The following is a 23,105-nucleotide window of genomic DNA, read 5'->3' as shown; positions in this document are numbered from 1 at the left end:
TTCGGTGTTTTCAAAACCCTCAACTCATACCTTTTACTGAGTTTTGCCTTAGATAAATTAAAATCTATAGCAATGAAAATTTTTGAACAAAAAAAACAAGAGAGAAAAAAAACTCTAAAAACACCTCTATTTATTGTAACAGCTATACTAGTATTACTAACAAATTGTAGCAAAACAGAACCTATAAAACCTAACTCCACTTTGTCAGATGAAATTAATAATCAAAAATACGTCGACATACTAGAGAAAAGACTTTCAACTCTTCCAGAAGAAGCACAAGTTTCTATTGCTCTCGTTACACAAGAAAACACGGAATATATTGGAGTAATTAATGAAAGTAACACACTAAAAACAATAAACAACACAAATAATATATTTGAAATTGGTTCAATAACTAAAGTATTTACAAGTATTGCTTTATCAAGCATGATTAATAATAACGAAGTTAGTTTATCTGAATCTCTTCAAGAACAATTTGACTTCCCTATTTTAAATGTTGGTAACATAACTTTTAAACACATGGCAAATCACACTTCTGGGTTACCTAGATTACCAAGCAATATTGATGAAATTGAAAATTTCAATCCTAAAGATCCTTATGCAACTTATACTTTTAATAATTTGAAAAGTTATTTACAAAACCACGTAACACTTAGCAATCCAATTGGAAGCACCTATGAATACTCAAATATTGCTACAGGAATTTTAGGGTATTGTTTAGCAAAAAAAAGAAATACTACTTACGAAGAACTACTACAGGAGCTAATCTTTAAACCTCTTAATATGAACAGTAGCACAACACTACTTAACAAAGTAAACATATCTGACTTGATAGAACCTAGAAATATTAATGGAGAAATTCAATCACATTGGAATTTTACTGAAACAACAACAGCTACCGGCTCAATCAAATCCTCTGTAAAAGACATGGAGAAATTTATTCGTAAAAACTTTGAAAACAACCCTGTTTACAATCTTCCTCAACAAAAAACATTTGAAAAAGAAACTGACAATTATGTTGGCTTAGGATGGGGAATTTATGAAAGCGAAGACTTCTCTTTATTAGCTCATGATGGTGGTACAGGAGGATTCTCATCCATATTAATAATGGATAAAAACAAAAAAATAGGAGTTTTGATACTTTCTAACGTAGAAGATTATCATGAAAAGATAACACCTATGTGTAACGATTTTATTATTGAATTAAGTAAGCAATAACTAACAAACCCAGAAAATAATAACGTTACAAGTATATTTTTTACTTTATAACAAAAACAAACCCTTTAAAACTTAAAGTTTTAAAGGGTTTTGTGACCTCGGCAGGATTCAAACCTGCAACCTCTTGAGCCGTAATCAAGTGCACTATTCAGTTATGCTACGAGGCCGTTTTTGCGGATGCAAATATATATTATTTTTTGTTTCCGTTAAAACTTTTTTAGAATTCTTTTTCAAAATTTTTTAAAATACTTGTTGCTTTTTCTAAATCATGCTCATTAATTAACAAGTCAATCGACTGTCCTAGAGCTCCAAAACCAGCTAACCGTGCAGATTCCTGATTATTCTTTACAATACAATAAATACCAATGTCATTTAGCACGTGAGCTAACTTATTTACCGATATAGACGTTCCTGAATAAATTTTTCTTAATGCACTCATAAATATTCCTTTTAAATTTAACAAAACTCTACCTGATCTTTTCAAACGTATAATTATACTAAGAAATATCAGTCATATAATATAATAAAAAAAGTGATGAGTTTCAATTCATCACCTTAACTTTTTCTTCTCTTTCTTGTTTCTTTCTCTTAATTATCTTCTTTTTCGTGTCTTTTTCAATTTATAGCAAATTCTCCCACTTCTTGTTTATCTCGTTATAATTGTTTCCAAAATTAGTTTTCATATTACTTATCGTTTTTAATGTTAGCAAAAAATTGATTCTATAATAATTGATAGTTGTTTAAATAAATCTGTAATTAGTTTTAATAGTATTAAAAGCATTTTTAATAGTTAGTTTTTATGTTAATAATTAGTTCAATTCCGAAATTGTTTTTCTAATATAATTGGAAAGAAATCACACCACCAAACTCTTTGAAAAGATTTTACGAATTTGAATTACAATATGAACACAAAAAAACACTTATTGTTTTAAATCAAAACAACAACACCTACAACAAAGTTTTAATTTAAAACAAATAACTTCAATTAACATTTGTAAATGAAATGAAATAAAGGGATTTTTTACTTACTTTTTCAAAAGCAAAGGAAAAAAAATGTTTTTTTCACCCCTGTTTTATCGATTTCATCTTTTCAAAAAAAAATTAGCGTCAATTTTAACTTAAAAAAACACTCCAGTTTTTTACTGATTTTTACACGGAAAAAGTTGCCGTTTTAAATTCATATCTTCGCAAAAAAAAGTTTTAGCATGAGTATCGCTTACATTTTAATTGGATTGGTTTTATTGGTTCTTGGAGGAGAGTTTTTAGTAAGGTCTTCTGTTGGCTTATCTTTTAAATTGAATATTTCTAAAATGGTGATAGGAATGACAGTAGTCTCATTTGCTACTTCTGCTCCTGAGTTATTAGTAAGTTTACAAGCTGCCTTAGATGGTTCTCCTGCTATTGCTATTAATAATGTAATTGGATCTAACATTGCTAACATTGGATTAGTTTTAGGTATTACTGCAATTATTGGGCCTATTGCTGTTGATAAAAGCTTTTATAAGCTGAACTGGCCCGTAATGATGTTGTTTTCTTTGGTTTTATATTATTTTTTGCAAAACGATAGTTTATTAAGCCAATTAGAAGGAATTATTTTATTTTCTGGGTTGATTGTATTTTTGGTTGTTCTAATAAAATCGGCAAATAATGATAAAGAAACTGTAGACGATGATGAGGTTGACGATAAATTAGCTTCTGTTGGTTATGGAAAAATATTGTTATGGCTTGCTATTGGCGGCGCCGCACTTTATTTTGGATCTGAGTTACTTGTTGATGGCGCTAAAGATTTAGCTAAAAGTGTAGGGGTAAGTGAAGGTGTAATATCTATTACTATGATTGCAATTGGAACCAGTGTTCCTGAATTAGCTGCTTCTGTAATTGCTGCTATTAAAGGCGAAAAAGCTATTTCATTAGGAAACTTAATTGGCTCTAATATTTTCAACATAGCTTCTGTACTTGGTTTAACTTCTCTTGTAAAAGAAATACCTGTTACAGAACCTCAAATATTAAACAGAGATATCTTTTGGATGTTAGGATTTGCTTTTGTGATTTTACCAATGGTATTTATCTTAAAAAAATATGTGTTAAGCAGAATTGAAGGGTTAGTATTGTTTTTAACATACGCCGCTTTTGTTTTTCTTGCATTTGTATAGTTATAAAAGTTATCGATCTAGTTTTTACACCAATCGATAACTTTTAGAACTTTCCTCTATTTTACAACAACACCTTTTATCTTTAGGCTTTTTCTTTCTGTATTGGCATTAGAATACACAATAATTGCCTTTGAAAAAACACCTTGTCTTTTAGTATCATACGCAACTGTAATTTCTCCTTTTTCACCAGGCATAATAGGAGCTTCTGGTTTTTTAGGTACTGCGCAACCACAAGATGATTTTACTTGGTTAATTATCAAAGGAGCATTCCCCACATTGGTAAATTCGAAAGTTCTCATTCCTTCTGATCCAAATTCTATTTTACCATAATCAATAGTTTCTTCTTCAAACTTAAACTCCTGTGAATACATCACCATTGTTACTAAAAAGAATAATCCGAATAATAATTGTACTTTTTTCATAATATAAATTGTTATTTATTAATACTAGCTTCTATTTCATGAATCATTTCTTTTGCTTTTTCATTATTAGCATATACACTTAATGACTTATATAAATTTTTTAATGCTCTCTTATATTCTTTTTGTTTGTAGTAATAAGATCCAAGACTTTGATAAGGAATGTAATGATTAGGGTACATTTTGGCATTTAACTGAAAGATTAGTTTTGCCTCTTCATTATTATTGGCTCTTAGCTTTACAAAACCATACGTATTCAACTCTTTTACCCCTTGCGCTATGTCAGGTAAAAAGCTTACCAGTTCTTTTTCTTTCTTCTGAAAACTGTCTTTCTGTTGCGTTAATAATTTTTCTAAAAAGGCAACGGCACTGTACTTAACTCTATATCTTTCTCCTTCAACAATCTTTAACAAATCTCTTTCAAAAGTTTCTACAGGATGTTCTACAATACGATTTACTTCTTTTCCTTCTTTATATAATATAAATGTAGGGACTCTATGAATGTTTAATCCTTTTTCTTCGTGATTTGGAGACTGTTTATACGCTTCCTTTTTCTTATCTACAGCATATATTTCAATATTCTTTTCTGAAAAATTGGCTTCATCTAGTATTTTATAAAAAATGGGAATATTTCTTTTACTATCTCCACACCACGAACCAAAAAATGCTTTTATCTTGTATGCTGATAATTCCTTTTTTAGCTTATTTATAATTTTATCGTTAGTTAAATAAGCCTTGTAATTTTTAGAGAACCAGTCAAAATGATCTGAATCGAAATGTTTTCTATTAACTTTACCTAACAACATTTTATTTCCTTTTCCATCATTTACTACTACATCGCCTTGTGCAGCACAAAACACATTTATAGATAAAAAGCAGATAATCGATATTATTTTCTTCATGTTTTTCTGTTTATTTACAGCTAAATTAATCGACGTATTTAGGCTATTAAAAAGAAGTTCACCTACTTAAGAAAAAGAAGTACCAATGCTTGTTTTCAAAGTACAAACTGCATTTTGTACTTTCATTTATGTATTATATCCTTATTTTTTGATTGTAGATGGTATAATCTGTATTTTCATAACCACAATGAACAGGATCAAAAAACACATATCACAAATACTGGTTCATCTTTTATTTTGGACCTTATTTATATTTATTTCATTATTTGTATTTTCAGAATATTATTGGTCAGAAAATCCTTTTTTACAATACTTATCAATTCTCTTTAGCATTGTATATTTAAATAACTTTATACTACTTCCTTATTTTGTAAAAAAGAAAAGCTATGTGATTTACACCGTTCTATTCATTCTAATTTCCTTTTTGGCTACACAACTATATTGTAATGTATTTACAAAGTGCGGATGTACATTTATGAAGTGCTTAAGTGATTATTTATGGCAGACCATAGTTCCTCTTATTTTCTTTTCATTTGTATGGTTACTTTTTAAATATTTAGATAAGGAAAAGGAAATTCAAGAAAAAGAAAAAGAAAGAATAGCAATGGAACTTAAGTTTTTGAAATCACAAATAAACCCACATGTACTTTTTAATAACTTAAACACTATTTATTCGTACTCTTTTGAAAAACCAGAAGAAACTCCTTCTTTAATATTAAAACTCTCTAAAAACTTAAAGCATGTGCTTTATGAAAGCAATGCAAATTACATTCCGTTAGATAAAGAGATTCAATATATTGACAATTATATTGATTTTCAAAAAATAAGAACTCAAGGTATTAAAACTGTTATATATGATAAGGTAATCAACATAAACAATCATCAAATTGCTCCATTGTTACTTATTACTATTATTGAAAATGCTTTTAAACATAGTACTATACATAGCACTATTAATATAAAAATTCAACTTACTGAACACAAATTAGAATGCTTTTGCGAAAACAGCTTTAATCAGAAAGACGAAAACAACAATAAAAGTGCAATTGGAATTGATAACTTAAAAAAGAGATTGAATTTACTTTATAAAAATAAGTACAGTTTAAACATAGAAAAAAAGATCGATCGTTTTAAAGTTCAGCTAAAATTAGTCTTATCATGAATTGCATTATAATTGAAGATGAAATACCTGCTCAGAATATTTTGAAAAATTTTCTGCAAAAAATTCCCGATATTAAATTAATTGGAGCTTTTCAAACAGCTACAGAAGCCAATGCTTTCTTAAAAAACAATACCGTTGATTTTCTTTTTCTCGACATTAATTTACCCGACATTGTTGGTATTGATTTTATAAAAACTATTCAAAACCCACCATATATAATTATTACCACTGCTTATCCTAATTACGCTCTTGATAGTTTTGAACTAGAAACGATTGTTGATTATTTAGTTAAACCTTTTTCTTTTGATAGGTTTTTAAAATCGATCAGAAAAATAAAGAAACTAACAACTATTAAAGAAACTTCTACAGAGGATAAATATGTTTTTTTAAATATTGATAAAGCACTACATAAGTTATTTGTTGATGACATTTTATATATAGAATCAGATAGAAACTACTTAACCTTTGTTAGCAAAGAAAAAAAGTACATTATAATTGATACTTTAAAAGCTTGGAAAGAAAAACTTCCACATCATTTCTTTCACATACACAAATCATATATAGTTAACACCAATTACATTGAAAAAATAGCTGGAAACGAAATTTATATTTCAAAAAAAAGAATTCCAATTGGACGAACTTATAAATCTGATTTTTTTAAAGTTTTTAGATAGTTTTTTCTCTTATACAAGCTAAAAAAGACATCTTCTTTTTTAGCTTTATAAACGCAAAATTAACTTAACAAATTAAATTTTACATCTTAAAAAATTATAAAAACCTCAATCAAAACCATCAAATTACTTGTTTTTATTAAAAATAAACTATTAAAAAACTAAAAAAACTAATAATTATTCAATGTAAAGTTAACGTTAAGAAACAAGAAAAGACTATAAAAAAGGGTTCAAAAAACACATTTTGTTAACAATAAAAAAGTTGTTTTTTTAGAATGCTGAGGTACTTTTGAATCAGAAATTTTAATAAAAAATAGAAACCCGAAAAAACACATAATCATGAAAAAGCTTACAGTAATTTTAATCGCAACATTATTTAGTTTTAACGCATTTGCTAATGATGTAAAACCTGTAAAAGAAACAAAATCTGAATTAAGAGCTGAAATCGTTCAGTTATTAGGAGATATTGAATTTGATTTAGATCAGAATTTAACTGGAACAGTTGAGTTTGTAATCAATAATAGAGGAGAGCTTATTATCGTAAATGTAGACTCTAATAACACTAATGTAGAATCATATGTAAAGAGTCATTTAAATTACAAGCACATCTCTACAAAAGCTGTTGTTAAAGGAAGAATATATAAAATGCCTTTAAAAATCGTTAAGAAGTCGTAATTGACAGAACAAATCCCCATTATTAAAAAGAAAAACGCCTTTTATTACAAAAGGCGTTTTTTTATGCTATAATTCTATTTTATTTAGGAAATTTTATCGTGAACTTTTGTAGATATATTATCGTTCCATAAAGTCAAAATATCAGTAGCTACAGAAGCTCCACTACCGGCTGCTATTGCAAATTGACTTCTCCAGCCAGCGATGGTTCCACAAACATACAATCCATCTTTAATTAAATGATTAAAATTTCTTAGTTGAATTCTATCTTTCATTGGGTTAGCTCTAGAATGTCTTTCAACATATCTTTCTAAACCAACAATTTCAAATGGTTTGGCATAGTTTAAAGCAACCACCACCATTTTTGCGCTGTATTCTTCCTTGTTAGTTATTACCTTATACCCTGTATCATTATCTAAAACAGCTTCTACTTTCTCTTTTTCAATTTGCGTTACATGAGGGTACAATTCTTTTAATTGGTCTTTGCCTTCATCTAAAATATCACTACCTAACGTTCCTTTGGGCAAACCTAAAACATTATTAAATAATGCGTTTTGTAAATGTGACGATCTTTGATGTAAGATTATTCCTATTTTTTTTCCTTCTGCATACGCTTTGTGTTCCGCAGAACCTAAAACTAAGGCACACTGCATACCTGCAACACCACCTCCAATGATTAAAACATCAAACATTATTTAGGCAATAATTGCGGTAAGTTACTTGCGAAAATTTTAACTGCAATAGCTAATAAAATCACCCCAAAAATCTTTCTAATTATTTTAATACCGTTAGGTCCAATCATCTTCTCTATTCGACTAGATGTTTTCAAAACAACATAAATTAAAAGTACATTTAGCAAAATAGCTACTAAGATATTCTCCCAACTGTACTCTGCTTTTAACGATAATAAAGTAGTTAAACTACCAGGACCAGCAATTAAAGGGAAAGCAATAGGAAAAACCGAAGCATTTAACGCATCGTCATCATCTTCTTTGTAAAGAGTAATTCCTAAAATCATTTCAAGAGCAATAAAAAACAAGATAAAAGAACCTGCCACGGCAAAAGAGTGAACAGTTACTCCTAAAAAACCTAATAACGATTCACCAACAAACAGAAACACAATCATAATAATTCCTGCAATAATAGAAGCCTTTTCAGATTGAATATGCCCCACCTTATTTCGTAAATCAATGATAATAGGTATATTACCTACAATATCTATTACCGCAAACAAAACCATAAATACGGTAAAAATTTCATTTAAATTTTCGCTCATCTCTATTTAGTTTAATTTTAAATATTAATTGCTTTAAATCAAAAGTACACTTAATTCAATTAAATGTACTAAAAATAACTTTATTTTTGTCCCATGTTTCAATTAGGAAAAACAATCGTTTCAGAAGATATTATAGAAAAGGAATTTGTTTGCAATTTATCGGCATGCAAAGGAACCTGTTGTGTTCAGGGTGAAGCTGGAGCTCCACTTGATGAGGAAGAGGTTAAAATTTTAAAAGAAATTTACCCAAAAGTAAAACCTTTTTTACGCAAAGAAGGGATTGAAGCTATTGAAGAACAAGGGACTTCAATAACAAGTGATTTTGGAGAATTAGAAACCCCTTTGGTAAATCATGCAGAATGCGCCTATGTTACTTTTGATGATAAAGGAACTGCTTTGTGTGGTATTGAAGAAGCTTACAACAAAAATATTATTGACTGGAAAAAACCTATTTCATGTCATTTATATCCAGTAAGAGTAAAAGATTACTCTGAATTTGCTGCTGTGAATTACCATAAATGGGATATTTGTGACGATGCTTGTTCTTTAGGAAAAGAATTACAGGTACCAGTTTATAAATTTTTAAAAGAAGCTCTTATTAGACGATTTGGAGAGAATTGGTACATGGAGCTAGAGAAAGTTGCTCAAAAGTAATTTCACTACTTAAAAACACCTTAAAAAAGCTAATGAAGCAAATTTCTTCTTTCCTAAAAAAGACTTGCTTTAACAATAACTAAAACATTTTTATAAATAAGAAAGCTGCCTAAATAGGCAGCTTTCATTTTCACTTGATTAAAATAGATAATACTTAAAGAGCATTATTGTAACGTTGGTGAATAGTTTGTTGGATAGTCTAATGCATTTGCTAAACCATTAGTTGCACTAGTAAAGTTACTTCCGTAAGCTTTATCAATAGACTCTAAGAATTTATTAGCTAACAATGCATAACCTCTACCAGTTAAATGCACTCCGTCTAAACTAATTAAACCTCCAGTAACTAAACTTGTATTTAATACAAACTGATCAAATTGTAAACCAGTTGTTGCAGCAGATTGTAATAATGCATTAAAATCTACAAATGCTAAACCTTTAGCATCTGCAACAGCTTTAATTGTTACATTATATTTGTCAGTAACTTCTTTAATTGCTTCTTGCTCCTGTGGAGTTAATACCCACTGATCACCTAAAGGAAGTGTAATTCCTTCTGCAGAAAACTGTCCTGCTAAAGTTGCAGGTAAAAGCCCACCACTTGTAGCTATTAAACCAGCAGCGTGGGTATTATTAACTGTTCCAATAACAGAACTACTTGTTAACACAAATAAGTCATCTTCTGTAGCCGATCTTGCTTTACCATATTGTTGTCCTAATAACTGAGCTACTAATGGAGCAGCAGCAGCTGGTAAACCTAAAGACTCAACAAAAGGAATAAACGTTGGAGACGCAGATAAGCTTGCTGTAATAGCCATTGTTAAATCTGTAGCATCTTCATCAAAAATCACTAATGGATTTGTAGCATCATCAGCAAAAATTATAGATCTTTCTGGCTGACCTGCGCCAGTATACACTTGATTAATAGCACCAAAAACATTATTCAATAATGGAATTTGACCTGCTAATTGAGTTCCTGCATCTGTATCAGCAGTAGGATCTAATGGGTTGTAAGGTACAGTAGTAAAATGTGCTAATGACTCTACATATGGTACATTAGTTACAACTCCTTTAGCACCTCCTACAGTCATTGCATCTACGATATTAGAAAATACATTTGCAAAAACATCTGCATTTGTCATATCATTTGATCCATAAGTTGAAGGATCTAAATTACCTGCTGCATCTTGGTCAACACCTGAAGCCCCTGCTAAAGCATAACCTAAAACATCATTACCTCCTACTTCAGATAAAGTAAAGAAAGTAGGATTTGTTGCAACAGCATCTCCAACAACAGTAGCGGTTGGACTTGAAGCGATTCTTACGAAATAAGGATTCGCATTAGGTAAAGCTGCAGCAGCACCGTATCCTGAAGCCACAAAATGAAAACTTTTTGCTCCTGGAATACCAAAATTATTTATTGGTCCAGCCACTGGCATTAATGTTTCTGTTGAAGGTGTAGCTCCTAATGTACCTAAAGAAGCAGGACCTGTTCCATCAAAAAACAATCTTGGTCCTTGAGCTACTGTTCCACCAACTAAAATACCTCCAACATTGTCGCTCATTAATGGCTGCACAAAAGTACCTCCATTAGCCATAGCGAACTTTTTAGCTAAAGTATTTGGAAAAGAATCTTCTTGTCCTGCAATAAAAAGTGCACTATCTGTAAAACCAGCTGTAAAAGAAGCTCCAACAGATACATAATTAGAGAAATCTAATCCATTTACATTTAATGGTACAGTTTCAACCTCAACTACCGGATCAACTATAGGATCCAAATCATTATTCACATCACATGCAGTTAAACCTAATAAAACAAAAGGCAACCAACTATATTTAAATTTCATTTTTTTCATCTTTTTAATTGTTAATAGTCCAAGAAATAAAATACTGAGAACCGATTGCTCCAATACCTGGTGCACTAAAGTACTCTTGACCTGTTAAGTTTGCACCACCTAACTTTACAACTGACTTCCACTTAGGAATTTTATAATTGATTTGAGCATCAATTACAGTACGAGCATCAACTTGCCCTTCTAAGAAACTAGATTGCCAGTAATAATCAGTTTGCCATCTACCACTTACATTAAATCCGAAGTTTTTGAATAAATCTGTTTTACCTAACTGAAGTTTAATTTTATGTTCTGGAGTGTTGAATGCAGCTTCAAAATCAGGATCAGAAGATTGATCGAAATCAAACTTAGACCATGTATAGTTTAAACCAACATTAAATCCATTAAATATTTTTGTATTCAAACCTAAACCAATACCGTATGAACTAATATCTGCTTCAGAATTTGTTCTAAACCCTACAGGAGCAAAATCTTCATTAGTAATTGCCGCTAAAGCTTGTTGCCCTTCAGTAGTAGTAATTGCTGCACCAGCAGTACCATATAAAGGAACAGCAATGTTCTTAATAGCGATGAAATCTTCATAATCGTTGTAGTAAGCACTAAAATCAACACCTAATTTATTCTCCCCTACTGGTAAAGCACCACGATATCCAACCTCAAAAGAAGTTACTTTTTCTGGCTTTACTAAATCAAAATCAGATTTCTCTAATATTCCATAATTAGCTACAGCAGCATCTTGAGGAGATAATCCACCTGCAATAGAATTAGTAACTGCTTCACTAAAAGCTGTTAATGAATTTACAGTAAAAGAATTTGTAAATGCATCTCTACCTGTAAATGTAAATCCATTTACATCAGCAGAAAATCTATCTAAGTTATCTTCAGCAGTACCAACTAAAAATCCTGCACCAGTATTTAAACCGATGTACTGATCTTGAGTAGTTGGATTTCTAAATCCTGTTTGGTAAGAAACTCTAAAGTTATGGTTTTTACTTTCACCAGCTGCATACGCTAAAGATACTCTCGGAGAAAAGTTTCCATCAAAGTTTCTTGCTTTATCGTAACGGATAGATCCTGTAAACTTTAATCTATCATCCATCATTTTCTTTTGAATTTGAGAATATAAACCATATTCATCATAATCAATTCCTCCATCAGCATCTGTATAGATTGTTCCGAATGAATTTAATTGGTATTGACGGAAAGAACCTCCAAATTGAACTTCTGCCCAATCGATATAATCACGTAAGTTTAAGTTTGCATCTACATGATATAAACCAGTTTCATCTCTAAATCTTGCTCCTCTACTTAAATCAGGATCTGAAGTAACTCTATCAAAAGCAGCTTGAAATCCAGGAGTACCAGGAATTAAACGACCAGTATCTGCAGCAGCTCTTGCTTGTGCATGCATTTGAGCTTCTGTAAGACCTAATGGGTTTCCTGATAATGCGATACCTGCGAAAGTTTGAATATAATCACCAAACCAATCTTCGTCAGACTTCCATTGTCTGTTAATATTAATAGCAGCGAAACGAGTATCATAAGAGTCTCCTGCATCTTCTAAAGTATAGTAACCTCTTACGAAGAAACTTTTTCCTCTTACTTCTAATTTATGTTGTTGCATAAAGAAGTTTGCAATATTATATCTGTTTTGTCCTTGGTAAATAGTATTACCTCTACCAAATTTAGAATTCCAAATAATTTCTACTCTATCATTTCCTAATGGACGATAGTGTAATGAACCTCCAAATTTTACACTCTTAGCTTCATTACTCATTAAGTCAACTTCATTATATCCTGTTCTACTTACTCTAACATCTGGAATAACACCTAATCCAGAAGCAGTTCTAATATTTGTAACAACCTCATCACCATAAACGTTCACACCATCATAGGCTAAATCGCTTTCTCTATCTCCTGACTTGTATCCGTTACCTACACCATTTGTGTTTCTGTAATCAGTTGCATGCCATTCCTCACCTTTTAAGAAAGATAAACTTGCTTTAGCAGCAAACTTTTCATCAAAAGCATAAGCCATTCTCATACTAGTGTCGTAAAACTCATTATTACCAGCAGCTTGTTGGCTAGTTAAACCTGTTTTGAATACAAAACTAATTCCTTGATCATCAAATGGACTTTTACTAGTCATTAACATAATACCGTTAAATGCATTTGCTCCATATAATGCAGAAGAAGCACCCGGAAGAATCTCAACACTCTTCACATCTAATTCAGATAATCCTAATAAGTTACCTAAAGCAAAGTTTAATGCTGGAGAAGCGTTATCCATTCCATCTACTAACTGAACAAAACGCTCATTTGCAAAAGAAGCAAAACCACGAGTGTTAACAGATTTAAATGTTAAACTACTTGTATTAATGTCTACACCTTTTAAATTTTCTAAACCATCATAGAAAGAAGGCGATGAAGTATTTTTAATAGCTCTTGAATCAAATCGTTCAATAGTTACTGGAGACTCCATAATTCTTTCAGGAGTTCTTGATGCTGAAATTACTACTTCATCTAAGGCAGTAGCATTTTCTTTAAGACTAACTGTAACTTCTTGATTGTTTTTAGTAATCTCTACTTTTTCTGTTTGATATCCTAGCGAAGAAATCTCTATCACAAATGGGGGAGTATCAGTGACTGTCAATGTAAATTTTCCATCAAAATCCGTAGTGGTACCTACCAATTTCCTAGAAACTTTAATATTTGCTCCAGGAAGGGGCCCACCAAGTGATGCATCATTAACCGTACCTGTAATGGTAGTTTGTGCAATCATTAATGAGCTACCGAACAACGTAAACGCAGCCAATAATAATTTTTTCATCATAATCTAATATAAATTTGTTAACTGTATCGCAAAATACAATTTTTTTTCATTCATAAAATATTTTAAGTGTTTTTCTTGTTTTTTGATGCAAAAACCGCTGTTTTTTTAACATTATCGCATTTTATAGCTAAACATGAAATATTGTTATTTTTACTTGTAACTTTGTAGAAATTATTTTTAATATTGGAAACAGTCCATTCTATTTTTGACTTTACTCCCACTCAAAAAACTTATGTTACTATAGGGACTTTTGATGGTGTACATATTGGGCATCAAAAAATAATAAAAGATTTAATTGCTCAAGCTAAAGCTGACAAAAAAAAATCAGTATTACTTACATTTTTTCCTCATCCAAGGATGGTGCTTCAAAAAGAAGCTTCCATCAAATTAATTAATACCATTGAAGAAAAAAAGTTATTACTTGAAGAATTAGGTTTGGATTATTTGATTATTCATCCTTTTAGTAAAGAGTTTTCTCGTTTGACTGCCTTAGATTTTGTTAGAGATATTTTAGTAAACCAATTAAATACTTCAAAATTAATTATTGGATACGATCATCATTTCGGAAAAAATAGAGAAGGTAATATTGAACAACTCACTGAATATTCTTATTTGTACGACTTTTCTGTAGAAGAAATTCCTGCTCAAGACATAGATAGTGTATCTGTAAGTTCTACTAAAATACGTAGAGCTTTATTAAATGGAGAATTAAAAACTGCCAATAAATATTTAGGATATTCCTATTCTTTAGAAGGAAAAGTAGTAAAGGGAGAACAACTAGGATCTAAAATTGAATTTCCTACTGCAAACATTAGTATTTCTGAATCATATAAATTAATTCCAAAAAGTGGGGTATACATTGTAAAGTCTACGATAAAGAATGTAACTGTTTATGGAATGATGAATATTGGAAATAGACCTACTGTTGATGGTACTGAACAAACTATTGAAGTTCATTTTTTTGATTTCAGTAATGATTTGTACGACACCAATTTAAAAATTGAGCTTCTATATTTTATTAGAGAAGAACAAAAATTTGACTCGGTAGCTGCATTAAAAAACCAACTTATTCAAGACAAAAAAACTTCTTTAAATTATATTCAGAATAATATGTAAGTGTGATTGTTTAAGTGTTAGGCATCTTTTATATTTGTCGTTTAAAATTAAAAAATCATGTTACAAGTTCAGTTTATTCGAGAAAACAAGCAAGTTGTTTTAGATGGATTAGCTAAAAGAAGTTTCGCTAATGCAAGCGAAATTATTGAGGAAGTTTTAAAAACAGATGATTTAAGACGTTCCACTCAAGTTTCATTAGATAATGTTTTAGCTGAATCGAATAAACTATCCAAAGAAATTGGAGGTCTTTTTAAAGCTGGTGAAGTTCAAAAAGCAAATATCTTAAAAGAAAAAACAGGTCAGTTAAAAGAACAGTCTAAAAAGTTTGCAGAAGAATTAAATACGGCTTCTGATAAGCTTCAAGAATTATTATATCAAATTCCTAATGTACCTCATAGCTCTGTAGTAGCAGGAAAAAACGAAGAGGATAATGAAGAAATTTTTTCTGAAGGAACAATACCTGAGTTAAACGAAAATGCTTTACCTCACTGGGAATTGGCTAAAAAGTATGATATTATTGATTTTGACTTAGGTTCTAAAATTACTGGAGCTGGTTTTCCTGTATACAAAGGTAAAGGTGCTAGATTACAACGTGCTTTAATTAATTACTTTTTAGATAAAAACACACAGGCTGGTTACAAAGAAATACAGGTTCCTCATTTAGTAAATGAAGCTTCTGGTTTTGGTACAGGTCAGTTACCAGACAAGGAAGGACAAATGTATCATGTTACTGGTGATGATTTATATTTAATACCGACTGCTGAAGTACCAATGACGAATTTATTTCGTGGTGATTTAGTAAAGGCTTCTGATTTACCTATCACCGTTACTGGTTATACTCCTTGTTTCCGTAGAGAAGCTGGTAGTTATGGTGCACATGTACGTGGATTAAATCGTTTACACCAGTTTGATAAAGTTGAGATTGTTAGAGTTGAACACCCTGATAATTCTTATAATGCTTTAGATGGAATGGTTGAGCATATTAAAGGTATTTTAAGAGAGTTAAATTTACCTTACAGAATTTTACGTTTGTGTGGTGGTGATACAGGTTTTACCGCTGCATTAACTTTTGATTTTGAGTTATACTCTACTGCTCAAAAACGTTGGTTAGAAATTAGTTCGGCTTCTAACTTTGAAACATTTCAAGCAAACCGCTTAAAATTACGTTTTAAAAATAGTGAAGGAAAAAGTCAGCTTGTTCACACTTTAAATGGTAGCTCATTAGCATTACCTCGTGTACTTGCTGCTATTTTAGAAAACTATCAAACAGAAGAAGGAATAAAAATACCAGAAGTATTAGTTCCTTATTGTGGTTTTGATATGATTAACTAAAAAATAAACATATAAATATTTTAGAAATTCAGTAATCAGTGCGCGCCGCTGGTTACTGTTTCTTTTTTATATATCTTCATTAATTAGCAATTACTGCTTTCATTAATCTTTTGTATTTATTCATTTCTAATAAAGCTTCAAAGTATTGAGATATTTGTCCGTTTCTCATAAAACCTTTTGCTCTGTTATTTGCCTGTTCGTATTGTTTCGCTAAGTTTTTCATAATTGATAAGTTGTATTAGTTTCTACTAGTAAGACAAAGTTCGTGCCAAAATATTACAGCGATTTCAAAAAATCCAGCCTTTTTAATTAAATTTTAACATTTTAGTTCCTTATTTTTGATTGATGAGAAACCGTATACTTATAATTATATTTCTGGTTTTCAGTGTTTTTTCTTATAGCCAATCAACAACATTTGCTTTGGCTGAAAATTATTTTAGAAATAATGAATATGAAAAAGCTGCTGAATTTTATAAACAACTTGTTCAAAAAAGCCCGTACAACACAACTTATTTAAAAAAATTAGTATCGTGTTATCAAGAAATGAATCGTTTTGATTTTGCAGAAAGCTTACTAACCGATAAACTTTCTAAAAGAAAAAATCTTTCTTTCTTAAACGTTCTTTTAGGTTACAATTACGAACGTCAGCAAAAAACAGATTTAGCAGAAAAATATTACAGAAAGGCAATTGAATCTATAAAAGACAAATCCGGTTATGGTTCAATAATCGCCAGCATGTTTAAAGACTACAGTAAGTTAGATTTGGCAATTGAGGCATATGGTGAAGCTTCTAAACAAAATGAAAATGTGAATTACGGATTTCAAATTGCACAAATTTATGGTGAGAAAGGTGATTTTAATTTAATGTTTGAATCGTATTTAAATTATTTAGATACCAATGAAAATTACTTAAACACTGTAAAAAGATATACTGCAAGGTATGTAACTGATGATGGAGAGGACCCAAATAATATTTTATTCAAAAAAGCATTACTTAGAAAATCAGCAAGTAATCCAAAAGATGTTTGGAATGATTTATTAAGTTGGTTATTTATCAAACAAAAAGACTATGGGAAAGCTTTCATTCAAAAAAAAGCATTGTATCAAAGGAATTCTGAATCATTATTTCAAATTCATGAATTAGGTCAGATTGCTTTTGACGATAATGAGTTTGAAAGTGCTAAAAAGTGTTTTGATTATGTAATTGAAAACACAGATCATGATGGAGATAAATTTCATGCAATTTTAATGAATTTACAAATTGCGGTAAAAACCAATGATCCGGAAACTGAACAAAAGTTTCAACAAACATTTACAGAATACGGTATTGATAGAGGTACGTTTGCTATTCAGGTTTTATATGCTGATTATTTAACTTTTAATAAAAACTTACCTGAAAAAGCTAAAAACACTCTTGAAAAAGCGTTGAAATTCTCTGTAAATAAATATCAAAAAGCAGAAGCACAATTAAAGCTTGCTGATGTACTTGTATATCAAAACACCTTTAATAAAGCCTTAATCTACTTTTCTCAAGTTCAAACTCGATTTAAAAATCATGAATTAGGACAGAAAGCTCGTTTTAAAGTTGCACAAACTTCTTACTTTAAAAGCGATTTTAAATGGGCTAAAGCACAGTTAAAAGTTTTAAAGGGTTCTGCTACCCAATTAATCGCAAATGACGCTGCAGACTTGTTTTTAACAATTTCTGATAACCAACCTCAGGATAGTATTCCTTCTGGATTAAAATTATATGCCAAAGCTGATTTATTAGCTTATCAAAATAAAGATACGGCAGCTATAAGTATACTTAATACTATACTAAATAAATACAAAGGCCAACCTATTGAAGACGAAGCTTTGTTTAAACAAGCCGAATTATTTTCAAAAAGTAAAAAATACGACAAAGCTATTACCAATTACTTAAGCATTATTGAAATAGATGATCAAGGTATTTTAGTAGATGATGCTTATTATTTAATGGCACAACTTTATGAAAACAAATTGGATGATGTAGAAAAAGCAAAAGAGTATTATCAAAAAATTGTTTTTAATTATCCTTCGAGCATTTACTTAGTAGATGCCAGAAAGAGATATCGAAAATTAAGAGGTGATACTATTTAAACTAGAATTTACAAAGCATAGCAGTTCATTAAATTGTTGTTTCTTTGAAAAAAATTAAACATAAAAATATTTCAAATAAATTAATACTAACGTATGTATATATACAATGTAACAGTTAACATAGAAGAGAGTGTTCATGATGAATGGTTAAACTGGATTGAAGATCATATTCCTGATGTTTTAGCGACTGGTAAATTTATTAGTGCTAAAATGACTGAAGTTTTAGTAGAAGAAGAGATGGGAGGAGTTACATATTCTATTCAATACACAGCAAAGACTAGAGAAGATTTGGATAATTATTACAAATATGATGCTCCAAAACTTCAATCTGATGGTATGAAAAGGTTTGCTGATAAAATGGTAGCTTTTAGAACAGAATTAAAAGTTATTAATGAATTTTATCCTACCATTTCAAACAATTAAAAATGTGAAAAAAATTGCTATTATTTTTCTTCTTTGTTCCATAATAATTTCTTGTTCAAACAAAAAAGAAAAAATTAAAGACATAAAATCTAACCTAAACAATACTAACCTTTCTGAAAAGAAGATTAAAAAAGATACTTTAACCAAAGATAAAATTGCTGCTAGTTTTGATTTCCCTGTGGGTAAACCTAATGCAGAAGGGTATTATAATGCTCAAAAATTTAAAAAGAATTTTCATTTAGGTGATGATTGGAATGCTGTTACTGGTGGTAATTCTGATTTAGGCGATCCTATTTACGCAATTGCTAATGGTTATATACAAGAAGCCAAAGACTTTAAAGGTGGCTGGGGAAATGTTGTTAGAATAATCCATTTTTTACCGAATAAAAAGCAAATTGTTTCTTTATATGCTCATTGTGACACAATAACAACTAAAGCTAACTCTTGGGTTAAAAAAGGAGATAAAATTGGTACTATAGGAACTGCAAATGGCAAATACTATGCACATTTACATTTTGAAATACGTGATGATATTACATTACCTCTTGGACCTGGTTACTCTGAAGACACTAGTGGCTATCTTGATCCGACAAAATTTATTAAAGAACACAGGGTTATAAAATGATTGAAATAAAAAAACTACTCTAATTTCTTAAAGTAGTTTTCTTTTTATTGTTTTAATTCTTCTAATAAAAGATTATAGTCTTCCAGATATAATTCATGCATACTCTCTACATATGGTCTTTTATTTACGTATCCTTCTTCAAAATCTTGTAAAGCAGCTTGAAGCATTTCTTTTGCTTCTTTAATTTTTCCTTCTTTCTTTAAAATTTGAGCTAAAAAATATTTACCATCAGCATACTTATTGTAAGAATGCTTCAAAAGCTTATTAAAATTATTTTTAGCTTCCTCATAATTTTCCATCTGATAATAGGCAATTCCTCTATAAAGAAAAGAAGTTACTTCAACTGAGTTTTCACTGAATTTCTCTGTTTCTTGTTTAATCTCTTTATCAAAATATGCTATAGATTTCTCATAATTCTTCAATCCTAAATATGCAACTCCTCTCCAATAATCAACACTATGTCCTTGAGGAGCATCAATGAAATTAGGTGTTAAACGATCAACTTCATCAAAATCTCTAATTGCTTTTTTATAATCTCTGTAAAACCACAAATAATTATACCCTCTGTAGCCCATCCACATTTCCGGATTTAAATCTACTGCTTTATCTATATGCTTTTTCCATATATGAGGAATTCCTCTTTTTAAATAAGCAACAGATAATTCTCTAACAGCTTCATCGTATGTAGGATCTATATCTATAGCTTTTTGAATTCTAGTCATGCTTTTAGGTGACCCTTGATATAAATGTGCTCCTTCGTTAAATAATTTTTCAGCTAATATTCTTTTTTGAGTTTTTCCGTTCACATATTCTTCATTGTTACATGAAATAAGAAGTATTGCTACGCATAAAATACTAAGGTAATATTTGAGTGATTTCTCCATTTTCTATTCTATAAGAAATATACATGTAATAATTTTTAGGCTGATTTTTATAGTTATAAATAGCCCAATTCTTTGAATCTGATGTTAACGTTAAAAGTTGATCCACCATTTTTTTATTCAATTTAGTTTCTTCTAACTCTAAGTTCATCTCTATAATTTCAAACCAACCAGCATTTCCTTCACAGTTCACTAAAAAACGAAAATTCAAATACCCTGAATCTTTATACGATTCGTTTTTATAGTTTGATAAAATGTAGTCTTTAAATCTTTTTTTACTTCCTTTAAAAGCATCTTTAGGCGCACCATGATGTACTTTATATATTCTACCTTCATCACAAAGTTTGTATTTGCTATTTAAGAACGCTTTGTCTTGATTAATGTAACCAACATAATTTTGATACTTTTCTGTATCAACTTCAAATTTTCCAAAATAATTATAGTACATGTACCCCAGAAAACTAATACCTACAAGAAATAAAGCTAAAAAAGTATATAAGACAGATTTTAAAATTTTTCTTTTTTTCATAGGCTAAAAGTAGTAAAAAAACCATTCCTTCAATGTGGCTTTTACTCTTTATTAAGATAAAATGTACAAACTACTTAAAAGTAGGTACGTACTACCTATCGTTTACAACATACCTCCTATCTTTTTATTCTTTTTTTAGCAGTTTATTTTACTATTTTGATGTATGTTGAAGAAGTTTTTAGGAATCATTTTTCTATTTGGAGGGATTATCCTTCTATGCATTCCAAATACAATAGCTAAAATAAAATACGTTCTTAATTTGGAAGAAAGATTATCTATACTTGAAATAATAATAAGTATAGTTATGACTTTAAATTTTTAAAATAAAAAATCCCGCTGTTAGCGGGATTTTTTATTTTTAAGCTTCTTCTTTTACATCAAGCTGAATACTCAACTCTTGTAATTGCTCGTTATCTATTGTTGCAGGGGCGTCAATCATTACATCTCTACCCGAATTATTCTTAGGGAATGCGATAAAATCACGAATTGTTTCTTGTCCTCCCAAAATAGAAACCAATCTATCTAAACCAAATGCCAAACCTCCGTGTGGTGGTGCTCCATATTCAAAAGCATCCATTAAAAATCCGAACTGCTCTTTAGCTTCCTCTTCGGTAAATCCTAAATGCTTAAACATTATTGCTTGAGTTTCTTTATCGTGAATACGAATAGACCCTCCACCAATTTCATTTCCATTTAAAACCAAATCGTATGCATTTGCTTTTACTGCTCCAGGGTCAGTATCTAACAATTCAATTTGACCTGGTTTTGGCGATGTAAACGGGTGGTGCATTGCGTGATAATGACCTGTTTCTTCATCTAATTCTAATAATGGGAAATCAATTACCCATAATGGAGCAAACTCATCTGGTTTACGTAAACCTAAACGTTCTGCCATTTCCATACGTAATGCACTTAACTGCGCTCTTACTTTATTTGTATTTCCTGATAACACACAGATTAAGTCACCTGCTTTAGCACCAGTTACTTCAGCCCACTTTGCTAAATCTTCTTGGTCGTAAAACTTATCTACTGATGATTTAAAAGTTCCATCTTCATTACACTTTACATATACCATTCCTAAAGCACCAACTTGCGGACGCTTTACCCAATCAATTAATTTATCAATTTCTTTACGAGTATATGATGCTCCTCCTGGTACAGCAATACCAACCACTAATTCAGCACTATTAAATACTTTAAAATCTTTGTGCTGAGCAACTTCATTTAACTCACCAAATTCCATCCCAAAACGAATATCTGGTTTATCGTTACCATATAAACGCATTGCATCGTCAAACAACATTCTTGGAAACTTATCTACTTCAACACCATTTATTTCCTTTAATAAATGACGTGTCATTCCTTCAAAAATTTCTAAAATATCTTCTTGCTCTACAAATGCCATTTCACAGTCTATTTGTGTAAACTCTGGCTGACGATCGGCACGTAAATCTTCGTCTCTAAAGCATTTTACAATTTGGAAATATTTATCCATTCCTCCAACCATTAATAACTGTTTGAAAGTTTGAGGTGATTGTGGCAATGCATAAAATTGACCTGCATTCATACGAGAAGGCACTAAGAAATCACGTGCTCCTTCTGGAGTAGATTTTATTAAATATGGAGTTTCAACATCAATAAATCCTTTATCAGAAAGGTATTTACGAACCTCCATAGACACTTTATGTCTAAATATTAAACTATCTTTTACTGGATTTCTACGAATATCTAAATAACGATATTTCATTCTGATATCCTCTCCACCATCAGTTTCATCTTCAATAGTAAATGGAGGAAGCTTTGCTTCATTTAAAATAGTTAACTCAGAAACTAAGACTTCTATATCTCCAGTTTCTATATTTGGATTTTTAGAAGCTCGCTCAATAACAGTACCTTTTACTTGTACTACAAACTCACGCCCTAAAGTTTTTGCTTTTTCTATAAGTTCTTTAGATGTACGCTCTTCATCAAAAATCAATTGTGTAATTCCATAACGGTCTCTTAGATCGACCCAAATCATAAATCCTTTATCTCTTGATTTTTGAACCCAACCAGAAAGAGTTACTTCTGTATTAATATGCGATGCTCTCAACTCACCACAAGTATGTGATCTGTACATTTTTTGACGTTTTTAGAAGCGCAAATTTAGTTATAATTGTTAGTAATTTCAACTTTTATTTAGTTAGTAATATGCAGTATTTCAGTTAACCTTACTTAATTTTTTAACTGCCTTTTCTTCGAGCATTAAACTTCTAACTTCAACCAAAAAAA

At 30.3% G+C, this 23,105-nt stretch carries 22 protein-coding genes and 1 tRNA gene; 11 read left to right on the top strand and 12 right to left on the bottom strand.

The window, feature by feature from the left end; translation table 11 throughout:
• The first annotated feature begins 72 nt into the window (after positions 1–72).
• Positions 73–1,218, top strand: a complete 1,146-nt coding sequence (locus EYW44_RS08845) for a serine hydrolase domain-containing protein (protein ID WP_132723308.1) — start codon at positions 73–75, stop codon at positions 1,216–1,218.
• 93 nt (positions 1,219–1,311) lie between these two features.
• On the opposite strand, the gene EYW44_RS08840 is transcribed toward EYW44_RS08845, so the two are convergent.
• A tRNA-Arg gene (locus EYW44_RS08840) sits at positions 1,312–1,385 on the bottom strand.
• Between the two features lie 50 nt (positions 1,386–1,435).
• Positions 1,436–1,657 carry a putative signal transducing protein gene (locus EYW44_RS08835; protein ID WP_132723307.1) on the bottom strand — a complete coding sequence of 74 codons (222 nt, stop codon included), beginning with the start codon at positions 1,655–1,657 and terminating at the stop codon, positions 1,436–1,438.
• A 766-nt stretch (positions 1,658–2,423) separates the two neighbouring features.
• On the opposite strand from EYW44_RS08835, the gene EYW44_RS08830 reads away from it, so the two are divergent.
• Positions 2,424–3,371 carry a calcium/sodium antiporter gene (locus EYW44_RS08830; protein WP_132723306.1) on the top strand — a complete coding sequence of 316 codons (948 nt, stop codon included), beginning with the start codon at positions 2,424–2,426 and terminating at the stop codon, positions 3,369–3,371.
• 56 nt (positions 3,372–3,427) lie between these two features.
• On the opposite strand, the gene EYW44_RS08825 is transcribed toward EYW44_RS08830, so the two are convergent.
• Together EYW44_RS08825 and EYW44_RS08820 are read right to left on the bottom strand one after the other, a co-directional pair.
• Positions 3,428–3,793 (bottom strand): DUF1573 domain-containing protein, encoded by a 366-nt coding sequence (locus EYW44_RS08825; protein ID WP_132723305.1) that lies wholly within the window; start codon positions 3,791–3,793, stop codon positions 3,428–3,430.
• Positions 3,794–3,804: 11 nt separating this feature from the next.
• Entirely contained in the window at positions 3,805–4,692 is an 888-nt protein-coding gene (locus EYW44_RS08820) for a thioredoxin family protein (protein ID WP_132723304.1), read from the bottom strand.
• Between the two features lie 475 nt (positions 4,693–5,167).
• Between EYW44_RS08820 and EYW44_RS08815 the strand changes: the two genes are divergently transcribed.
• The 3 genes from EYW44_RS08815 (at position 5,168) to EYW44_RS08805 (ending at position 7,200) form a co-directional block, all read left to right on the top strand.
• Positions 5,168–5,854, top strand: coding sequence for a sensor histidine kinase (locus EYW44_RS08815; RefSeq protein WP_243643630.1), 687 nt, complete (start codon positions 5,168–5,170; stop codon positions 5,852–5,854).
• Positions 5,851–6,528, top strand: coding sequence for a LytR/AlgR family response regulator transcription factor (locus EYW44_RS08810; protein ID WP_132723302.1), 678 nt, complete (start codon positions 5,851–5,853; stop codon positions 6,526–6,528). The genes EYW44_RS08815 and EYW44_RS08810 overlap by 4 nt, the downstream gene beginning before the upstream one ends.
• Before the next feature lie 336 nt (positions 6,529–6,864).
• Complete coding sequence (locus tag EYW44_RS08805) at positions 6,865–7,200, top strand: hypothetical protein (protein WP_132723301.1); 336 nt, start codon at positions 6,865–6,867, stop codon at positions 7,198–7,200.
• An 83-nt stretch (positions 7,201–7,283) separates the two neighbouring features.
• Here EYW44_RS08805 and EYW44_RS08800 read toward each other — a convergent pair whose 3' ends face one another.
• Positions 7,284–7,889 (bottom strand): FAD-dependent oxidoreductase, encoded by a 606-nt coding sequence (locus tag EYW44_RS08800; RefSeq protein WP_207893763.1) that lies wholly within the window; start codon positions 7,887–7,889, stop codon positions 7,284–7,286.
• On the bottom strand, positions 7,889–8,473 hold the full coding sequence (locus tag EYW44_RS08795; protein ID WP_132723299.1) for a MarC family protein: 585 nt from the start codon (positions 8,471–8,473) through the stop codon (positions 7,889–7,891). The genes EYW44_RS08800 and EYW44_RS08795 overlap by 1 nt, the downstream gene beginning before the upstream one ends.
• Positions 8,474–8,566: 93 nt before the next feature.
• Here EYW44_RS08795 and EYW44_RS08790 point away from each other — a divergent pair, with 93 nt between their 5' ends.
• Complete coding sequence (locus tag EYW44_RS08790; protein ID WP_132723298.1) at positions 8,567–9,127, top strand: DUF3109 family protein; 561 nt, start codon at positions 8,567–8,569, stop codon at positions 9,125–9,127.
• A gap of 164 nt (positions 9,128–9,291) precedes the next feature.
• On the opposite strand, the gene EYW44_RS08785 is transcribed toward EYW44_RS08790, so the two are convergent.
• Both EYW44_RS08785 and EYW44_RS08780 read right to left on the bottom strand, forming a co-directional pair.
• Entirely contained in the window at positions 9,292–10,968 is a 1,677-nt protein-coding gene (locus EYW44_RS08785; protein ID WP_132723297.1) for a G-D-S-L family lipolytic protein, read from the bottom strand.
• Positions 10,969–10,981: 13 nt separating this feature from the next.
• A complete protein-coding gene (locus tag EYW44_RS08780; RefSeq protein ID WP_132723296.1) occupies positions 10,982–13,807 on the bottom strand; it encodes a TonB-dependent receptor in 2,826 nt (941 codons plus the stop codon).
• A 183-nt stretch (positions 13,808–13,990) separates the two neighbouring features.
• Here EYW44_RS08780 and EYW44_RS08775 point away from each other — a divergent pair, with 183 nt between their 5' ends.
• Positions 13,991–14,923, top strand: a complete 933-nt coding sequence (locus tag EYW44_RS08775; protein ID WP_132723295.1) for a bifunctional riboflavin kinase/FAD synthetase — start codon at positions 13,991–13,993, stop codon at positions 14,921–14,923.
• A 57-nt stretch (positions 14,924–14,980) separates the two neighbouring features.
• Complete coding sequence (serS, locus tag EYW44_RS08770) at positions 14,981–16,255, top strand: serine--tRNA ligase (protein WP_132723294.1); 1,275 nt, start codon at positions 14,981–14,983, stop codon at positions 16,253–16,255.
• Between the two features lie 79 nt (positions 16,256–16,334).
• On the opposite strand, the gene EYW44_RS22155 is transcribed toward serS, so the two are convergent.
• Positions 16,335–16,478 (bottom strand): hypothetical protein, encoded by a 144-nt coding sequence (locus tag EYW44_RS22155; protein WP_165872187.1) that lies wholly within the window; start codon positions 16,476–16,478, stop codon positions 16,335–16,337.
• Between the two features lie 197 nt (positions 16,479–16,675).
• Here EYW44_RS22155 and EYW44_RS08765 point away from each other — a divergent pair, with 197 nt between their 5' ends.
• The 3 genes from EYW44_RS08765 (at position 16,676) to EYW44_RS08755 (ending at position 19,424) form a co-directional block, all read left to right on the top strand.
• Positions 16,676–18,376, top strand: coding sequence for a tetratricopeptide repeat protein (locus tag EYW44_RS08765; protein WP_243643629.1), 1,701 nt, complete (start codon positions 16,676–16,678; stop codon positions 18,374–18,376).
• Between the two features lie 93 nt (positions 18,377–18,469).
• The gene (locus tag EYW44_RS08760) at positions 18,470–18,799 is read left to right on the top strand and encodes a DUF4286 family protein (protein WP_132723292.1); all 330 of its coding nucleotides are present in this window, start codon (positions 18,470–18,472) and stop codon (positions 18,797–18,799) included.
• A gap of 4 nt (positions 18,800–18,803) precedes the next feature.
• On the top strand, positions 18,804–19,424 hold the full coding sequence (locus EYW44_RS08755; protein ID WP_243643628.1) for a M23 family metallopeptidase: 621 nt from the start codon (positions 18,804–18,806) through the stop codon (positions 19,422–19,424).
• A gap of 44 nt (positions 19,425–19,468) precedes the next feature.
• On the opposite strand, the gene EYW44_RS08750 is transcribed toward EYW44_RS08755, so the two are convergent.
• From EYW44_RS08750 to aspS, 3 genes are all read right to left on the bottom strand, one after another.
• Positions 19,469–20,308, bottom strand: a complete 840-nt coding sequence (locus tag EYW44_RS08750; protein ID WP_132723290.1) for a tetratricopeptide repeat protein — start codon at positions 20,306–20,308, stop codon at positions 19,469–19,471.
• The gene (locus tag EYW44_RS08745; RefSeq protein ID WP_132723289.1) at positions 20,280–20,834 is read right to left on the bottom strand and encodes a hypothetical protein; all 555 of its coding nucleotides are present in this window, start codon (positions 20,832–20,834) and stop codon (positions 20,280–20,282) included. The genes EYW44_RS08750 and EYW44_RS08745 overlap by 29 nt, the downstream gene beginning before the upstream one ends.
• Before the next feature lie 358 nt (positions 20,835–21,192).
• Positions 21,193–22,953: an aspartate--tRNA ligase gene (gene aspS, locus EYW44_RS08740; protein WP_132723288.1), complete on the bottom strand. Its 1,761-nt coding sequence runs from the start codon at positions 22,951–22,953 to the stop codon at positions 21,193–21,195.
• Positions 22,954–23,105 lie beyond the last annotated feature (152 nt).

It is taken from the genome of Tenacibaculum sp. M341 (genome assembly GCF_004337695.1).
Classification (GTDB): Bacteria; Bacteroidota; Bacteroidia; order Flavobacteriales; family Flavobacteriaceae; genus Polaribacter.
This window is presented reverse-complemented; position numbering and strand designations above follow the sequence as displayed.

Excerpts from the sequence above, each read along its gene's own strand:
- EYW44_RS08845 (WP_132723308.1), top strand. The coding sequence starts at position 73 with ATGAAAATTTTTGAACAAAAAAAACAAGAGAGAAAAAAAACTCTAAAA.
- EYW44_RS08835 (WP_132723307.1), bottom strand. The coding sequence starts at position 1,657 with ATGAGTGCATTAAGAAAAATTTATTCAGGAACGTCTATATCGGTAAAT.
- EYW44_RS08830 (WP_132723306.1), top strand. The coding sequence starts at position 2,424 with ATGAGTATCGCTTACATTTTAATTGGATTGGTTTTATTGGTTCTTGGA.
- EYW44_RS08825 (WP_132723305.1), bottom strand. The coding sequence starts at position 3,793 with ATGAAAAAAGTACAATTATTATTCGGATTATTCTTTTTAGTAACAATG.
- EYW44_RS08820 (WP_132723304.1), bottom strand. The coding sequence starts at position 4,692 with ATGAAGAAAATAATATCGATTATCTGCTTTTTATCTATAAATGTGTTT.
- EYW44_RS08815 (WP_243643630.1), top strand. The coding sequence starts at position 5,168 with ATGAAGTGCTTAAGTGATTATTTATGGCAGACCATAGTTCCTCTTATT.
- EYW44_RS08810 (WP_132723302.1), top strand. The coding sequence starts at position 5,851 with ATGAATTGCATTATAATTGAAGATGAAATACCTGCTCAGAATATTTTG.
- EYW44_RS08805 (WP_132723301.1), top strand. The coding sequence starts at position 6,865 with ATGAAAAAGCTTACAGTAATTTTAATCGCAACATTATTTAGTTTTAAC.
- EYW44_RS08800 (WP_207893763.1), bottom strand. The coding sequence starts at position 7,889 with ATGTTTGATGTTTTAATCATTGGAGGTGGTGTTGCAGGTATGCAGTGT.
- EYW44_RS08795 (WP_132723299.1), bottom strand. The coding sequence starts at position 8,473 with ATGAGCGAAAATTTAAATGAAATTTTTACCGTATTTATGGTTTTGTTT.
- EYW44_RS08790 (WP_132723298.1), top strand. The coding sequence starts at position 8,567 with ATGTTTCAATTAGGAAAAACAATCGTTTCAGAAGATATTATAGAAAAG.
- EYW44_RS08785 (WP_132723297.1), bottom strand. The coding sequence starts at position 10,968 with ATGAAATTTAAATATAGTTGGTTGCCTTTTGTTTTATTAGGTTTAACT.
- EYW44_RS08780 (WP_132723296.1), bottom strand. The coding sequence starts at position 13,807 with ATGATGAAAAAATTATTATTGGCTGCGTTTACGTTGTTCGGTAGCTCA.
- serS (WP_132723294.1), top strand. The coding sequence starts at position 14,981 with ATGTTACAAGTTCAGTTTATTCGAGAAAACAAGCAAGTTGTTTTAGAT.
- EYW44_RS22155 (WP_165872187.1), bottom strand. The coding sequence starts at position 16,478 with ATGAAAAACTTAGCGAAACAATACGAACAGGCAAATAACAGAGCAAAA.
- EYW44_RS08760 (WP_132723292.1), top strand. The coding sequence starts at position 18,470 with ATGTATATATACAATGTAACAGTTAACATAGAAGAGAGTGTTCATGAT.
- EYW44_RS08750 (WP_132723290.1), bottom strand. The coding sequence starts at position 20,308 with ATGGAGAAATCACTCAAATATTACCTTAGTATTTTATGCGTAGCAATA.
- EYW44_RS08745 (WP_132723289.1), bottom strand. The coding sequence starts at position 20,834 with ATGAAAAAAAGAAAAATTTTAAAATCTGTCTTATATACTTTTTTAGCT.
- aspS (WP_132723288.1), bottom strand. The coding sequence starts at position 22,953 with ATGTACAGATCACATACTTGTGGTGAGTTGAGAGCATCGCATATTAAT.